Source organism: Pseudomonadota bacterium, assembly GCA_039196715.1.
Classification (GTDB): Bacteria; Pseudomonadota; Gammaproteobacteria; order CALCKW01; family CALCKW01; genus CALCKW01.
Window position 1 is genome coordinate 1 of sequence record JBCCUP010000138.1, and the last position, 5,552, is coordinate 5,552.

6 protein-coding genes and 1 pseudogene are annotated in these 5,552 nt (G+C 67.6%); 5 read left to right on the forward strand and 2 right to left on the reverse strand.

Features of this window, described 5'->3' with window-relative positions; all coding sequences use genetic code 11:
• Window positions 1-15: 15 nt before the first annotated feature.
• Window positions 16-570, reverse strand: a pseudogene (locus AAGA11_22545) (SDR family NAD(P)-dependent oxidoreductase).
• Between the two features lie 97 nt (window positions 571-667).
• Window positions 668-1,780, reverse strand: coding sequence for a hypothetical protein (locus tag AAGA11_22550; GenBank protein ID MEM9605656.1), 1,113 nt, complete (start codon window positions 1,778-1,780; stop codon window positions 668-670).
• A 133-nt stretch (window positions 1,781-1,913) separates the two neighbouring features.
• Between AAGA11_22550 and ruvB the strand changes: the two genes are divergently transcribed.
• From ruvB to AAGA11_22575, 5 genes are all read left to right on the forward strand, one after another.
• Window positions 1,914-2,945, forward strand: coding sequence for a Holliday junction branch migration DNA helicase RuvB (ruvB, locus tag AAGA11_22555; GenBank protein ID MEM9605657.1), 1,032 nt, complete (start codon window positions 1,914-1,916; stop codon window positions 2,943-2,945).
• A 131-nt stretch (window positions 2,946-3,076) separates the two neighbouring features.
• Window positions 3,077-3,520, forward strand: coding sequence for a tol-pal system-associated acyl-CoA thioesterase (gene ybgC / locus AAGA11_22560; GenBank protein MEM9605658.1), 444 nt, complete (start codon window positions 3,077-3,079; stop codon window positions 3,518-3,520).
• A gap of 14 nt (window positions 3,521-3,534) precedes the next feature.
• Complete coding sequence (gene tolQ, locus AAGA11_22565) at window positions 3,535-4,215, forward strand: protein TolQ (protein ID MEM9605659.1); 681 nt, start codon at window positions 3,535-3,537, stop codon at window positions 4,213-4,215.
• A complete protein-coding gene (gene tolR, locus AAGA11_22570) occupies window positions 4,215-4,646 on the forward strand; it encodes a protein TolR (protein ID MEM9605660.1) in 432 nt (143 codons plus the stop codon). Before tolQ ends, tolR begins: the two co-directional genes overlap by 1 nt.
• A 2-nt stretch (window positions 4,647-4,648) precedes the next feature.
• The coding region (locus AAGA11_22575) for a hypothetical protein (GenBank protein ID MEM9605661.1) at window positions 4,649-5,552 on the forward strand (904 nt) is incomplete at its 3' end.

Genomic DNA, 5,552 nt, shown 5'->3' on the forward strand with positions numbered 1-5,552 from the left:
CCGCATATTTCATTTCAGCCCGGGCAGCAGGTTGTTGATCGTCACGCCGCTGCCGGCCACCTGACGCGCGGTGCCGGCGACGAAACCGGTGAGGCCTGCGCGGGCCCCGTTCGACAGGCCGAGCACCGGGATCGGCGACTTCACCGATTGCGACGTGATGTTCACCACACGCCCCCAGCCCCGTTCCATCATGCCCGGCAACAGGGCGTTGATCATCATGATCGGCGTGATCATGTTCTGCTCGACCGCACCGAGCCAGGCCTCGCGGCCCCAGTCGGACCAGACGCCCGGCGGCGGCCCGCCGTTGTTGTTCACCAGGATGTCCGGAGTCGGGTTCGCCGCGATCACCGCGTCGCGCCCGGCGTCGGTGCCGATGTCCGCCGCCACCGCCGTGACCTCGACGCCGTATCGCGCGCGGATCGCTTCGGCCGTCGCCTCGAGCGACTCGCTGCTGCGCCCGTTTATGACAAGGTTGACGCCCTCGGCGGCGAGTGCTTCTGCGCAGCCGCGGCCGAGGCCGCGCGACGCGGCGCAGACGGTGGCGCTTTTTCCGGAGATCCCGAGATCCATGGCAGTGTCCTGTGGGGTGTGCCGCCAACCGGCGGCGAAACCGGGAATGATGCCACTTGCGCGCGGCACACGCACTGAAAACCGTGCCAGCCCAGCCTCAGTCGGCGAGCAGGCCAGCCGCCTCGGCGAAGGTGTCGATTGCCGCCTGCACAGCGGCAGGCTGAACGGCCCAGCCGTCGAGCAGCGCGCGCAATCGATCGCGTGCGGCGTCGAGCGAATCACCGCGCCAATTGACGGCCATGGCCGTGGCGTGGGGCTTGAGGCCGGGCAGGGTGTTGTAGTCGGCACCGGGCGGGCCGCTGCGCCCCGGCAGTCGGCGCTTTGCCCCGAGGTGGCCGCGAAAGCCGTAGAACGCGTCCGCCGGTGCAAGGAAGCGCAAGCCGTAGTCCACGGCCTGCTGCCCGTCGGTGACGTCGTAGGCGCCGAGCGCGGGGCGGTTCTGCCCGACCATGACGAAGTCGATGTTGTCGGGCGTGATGAACGACACGGTGGGGTGGCGCGTGCGGGATGGCGCGTGCGGGTACAGCTCGTTCGAGCCGATTGCGACGTCGAGGTGCACACGGCCGTCCGGCCCGAGCGCGAGGTCTGCCGGAATCCGCCAGGTCGTGAGGTAGTTGTGCTGCTGCAGCGTGACGGCGACGGGCGTGCCCCGGTGCAGCGCCACGGTCGCGGCGACGTAGTGGTCGAGCTGGTGCCAGTCCCGGTTGCCGTTGATCAGGCCGGCGAAGAACCGTTGCCACCAGCGCAGGCCACGCGGCAGGCCGGAGTGGGCGAAGACGAAGTTGTAGGTCAGGAACTCGAACTCGAAGCGCTGTCCGCGTGCATCGAAACCGTCGCGGTCGAAGCGCGCGTACGCGACGGCAGGGGCCGCGGGCGCGCGCGGTGCGTGGACGAAGCGGGCCGTGGGGTCGAGCCCGTGGGCGTTCAAGAGCGCCTGGTCGACGGTGTCGTGGTGTGTGCCGTCGACCGTGAGGCGCCCGCTGCCGATGTAGTCGGCGTAGAAATCGATAAAGCGCGGCTGCTCGGGCGCGAGGTAAACCACCGGTTGGTGGCGCTGCAGCAGCACTTGCTCGGTGGCGTCCGCGGGCACCGTGCGCGGCGGGTTGGCGGCGTACCACGCGTCGAACAGGCGCCTGAAGGTGTTTTCCTCGTCGGCGTGCGCCGCGCCGAGACCGAGGCAGGCCGCAACCAGGAGGATCAGGCGACGCATGCAGGGGCAACCGGTGTCACGAGGCGCCGAGTATGGGTCGACCGGCAGCGGCACGACAAGCCGGCGGGCGCGGTACCGCGACCCTTGTGCGCCGCTGACGGGTACACTTGTCTGTGCAGCGGGAGATCGGTGGATGACAGAACGACTGGTGGCGGGTGACGTGCACGCGCATGACACAGCGGAGGACCGCGCGCTCAGGCCGCGCAGCCTGGCGGAGTACCGGGGTCAGCCCCGCGTCTCCGAGCAGATGGCGATCTTCGTCGACGCGGCCCGGCGGCGCCAGGAAGCGCTAGACCACGTGCTGATCTTCGGGCCACCCGGGCTCGGCAAGACCACGCTGGCGCACATCGTCGCCAACGAGATGGGCGTGGCGATGCGCCAGACCTCGGGGCCGGCGCTGGAGAAGGCCGGCGACCTCGCGGCCATGCTGACCAACCTGGAGCGGCACGATGTGCTGTTCATCGACGAGATCCACCGCCTGAGCCCTGCGGTCGAGGAAATCCTCTACCCGGCGATGGAAGACGGGCAACTGGACATCGTCATTGGCGAGGGCCCGGCGGCGCGCGCGATCAAACTCGACCTGCCGCCGTTCACGCTGGTCGGCGCGACCACACGGGCGGGCCTGTTGACCTCGCCCCTGCGTGACCGCTTCGGCATCGTCCAGCGGCTCGACTTCTACGCTGTTGATGACCTGAGCGGCATCCTGCAGCGGGCCGCCGGCCTGCTCGCGTTGCCGCTGGACGACGACGGTGCGCGCGAGATCGCCCGACGCGCCCGCGGCACGCCGCGCATCGCCAACCGCCTGTTGCGCCGCGTGCGGGACTACGCCGAAGTGAAAGGCGACGGTCGGGTGGACGCCGCCATTGCCGATGCGGCGCTGAACCTGCTCGAAGTGGACCGCCAAGGCCTCGACACCCTCGATCGGCGTCTGCTCGACGCGGTCGTGCGCAAGTTCGACGGTGGGCCGGTCGGGCTCGACAACATCGCCGCGGCCATCGGTGAGGACGCCGGGACGCTTGAAGACGTTGTTGAGCCGTTTCTCATCCAGCAGGGTCTGTTGATGCGCACGCCACGGGGCCGTGTGGCAACGGCGGGCGGCTGGCGCGCACTCGGGTTGGACCGCCCCGCGGGCCGTGACACCGAGCCGATGGCCCTGAGCGACTGAATCTTGACGACAACTTATTTCAAATCCGCAAGATACACGCGGTAGTTGAAAATCAAGTTACAAGCCGCTGCGCAAACGGTACACTGTGACGCCGTGAGCGGGGGGTCGCGTTGTGTGGCCTCGACAGGGAGATGCCGAGCCTGACGCGAGATGGTGGGAATTCCAGCGAGCACTTCAGCTGGCCAGTGCGGGTGTACTACGAGGACACCGACGCGGGCGGCATTGTGTACTACGCGAACTACCTGCGGTTCATGGAGCGTGCGCGCACCGAGTACCTCCGCAGTGTCGGCGTCGAACAGGATGCGTGGCTGGCGCGGCAGGGCCTGCAGTTCGTGGTGCGGCGCGTCGCCGTGGACTACCGCAAGCCCGCCCGTTTCAACGATGCGCTCCGGGTGAGCGTGCGCGTGGACACGGTAAGGCGGGCCAGCGTGGTGTTCGGGCAAGCGGTGCGACATGTGGAGCAGCCCGACGCGCTGGTGACCGCGTCGGTGCAGGTCGCGTGCGTGGACGCCGAGACCGGTCGGCCCACCCCCATCCCCAAGATGCTAACCGAGGCCATGCAAGGTGAACGCTAATGCCGACTGCTGACATGTCACTCATTCACCTGGTTCAGGAAGCGAGCCCGATCGTGCAGGCGGTGATGGCGCTGCTCGTGCTGGCCTCGGTGGTGTCCTGGAGCACGATCGTGCTCAAGGCGCTGCAGTTGCGGCGGTCCCGTCGTGACGCCAACCGCTTCGAAGACACCTTCTGGGCCGGCGGTGACGTGTCCGACATCTACCGCGACCTCAAACCCCACCGCGCCACACTGCGCGGCCTCGAGCGGATCTTCGAGGCGGGCTTCAGCGAGTACGGGCGGCTGGCACGCCGCAGCTCGGACAACGAGGTGATTTTCAACGGCTCGCAGCGCTCGATGCGCCTGGCGCTGTCGCGCGAGACGGATGAACTCGAAAACGGGCTCGCCTTCCTCGCGACGGTCGGCTCGGTCAGCCCGTACATCGGCCTGTTCGGCACCGTCTGGGGCATCATGAATTCCTTCCGGGCGCTTGGCAACGTGCAGCAGGCCACGCTCGCGATGGTGGCGCCGGGCATCGCCGAGGCGCTGATTGCGACCGCCATCGGGCTGTTCGCTGCGATCCCGGCCGTCATCTTCTACAACCGTTTCGCCAACCAGATCGACCGGTTGCTCAACCGCTACGAGAATTTCTCCGAGGAATTCTGCAACTTGCTCAACCGGCAGCTGCACGCGGGGCGGCAGCAAGGCATGAACTGATGGCCAGCGTGCAACGGCGGAGTCGATCCCGACGCCACGTGGCCGAGATCAACGTCGTCCCCTACATCGATGTCATGTTGGTGCTGTTGGTGATCTTCATGATCACGGCGCCGCTCCTGAAAACCGGCGTCGACGTGCAGTTACCGCAGGAGCAGGCCGAAACCCTGGATACCCGCCAACAGGAACCGTTGATCCTCACGGTCACGGCGGACGGTGCGATGTTCCTCAACGTTGGCGCCGACCCCGACCAGCCGCAGACCCGCGATGTGATCCTGCAGTTGGTCGCGGCGGTGTTGCGCCAGCAACCGGGCAAACGCGTGCTCGTCGCCGGTGATGACAGCGTGCCCTACGGGCGCGTGGTGGCGGCCATGGCCATTCTGCAAGCCGGCGGCGCCGGCGAAATCGGGCTCATGACGGAGCCGCCAGGCTGACAATGGGCTTCACGCGTGCCAAGGCTGTCGCATGGTTGCTGTCCTTTCTCGGGCACGCGTTCCTCGCCGTGCTGCTGGTGGCGGAAATCGGTTTCGAGCGGTCTCGGCCGGACATGCCACTCGACGACGACTCGCCGATCCAGGCAGTCGCCGTCGACGCTGCCACCGTGCGCGCGCAAATCGAGGAGCTTGAACGCGCCGAGCAGGCACGCCTCGAGGAAGAGCAACGGCTTGAAGCCGAGCGCCTGCAACGCGAGGCCGAGGAACGTGCGCGGTTGGCCGAAGCCGAGCGATTGCGTCAGGAGGCCGAGCGGCTCGCGGCCGAAGAAGCCGAGCGCGCTCGGCTCGAAGAAGAAGCGCGACTGCAGCGCGAGGAAGCCGAGCGCCAACGCCAGTTGGCTGAGCAGCAGCGGCTTGAAGAGGAAGAGCGGCAGCGCCAGGAGGCCGAGCGGCTCCGGCTCGAGCAGGAGCGCCTGAGACTCGAGGAAGAGCGGCAACGCCAGGAAGCCGAACGCCAGCGGCTCGAAGCCGAGCGTCAACGGCTCGAGGCCGAAGAACGCGAGCGCCAGGCCGAGCTGGAACGGCAACGCATCGAAGCCGAGGAACGCCGTCAACGCGAAGAGGCTGAACGTCAGCGCCAGGAAGAAGAGCGTTTGCGGCTCGAAGCCGAGCGTGCGCGACTCGAAGCCGAGCGCAAGCGGCTAGAGGAAGAAGAGCGCAAGCGTCAGGAAGAAGAGCGCAAACGCCTGGAGGAAGAAGAACGCAGGCGTCAGGAAGAAGAAGAGCGCAAACGCCTGGAGGAAGAAGAACGCAAGCGCCAGGAAGAGGAAGAGCGCAAACGCCTCGAGGAAGAAGAACGCAAGCGCCAGGAAGAGGAAGAGCGCAAACGCCTCGAGGAAGAAGAAC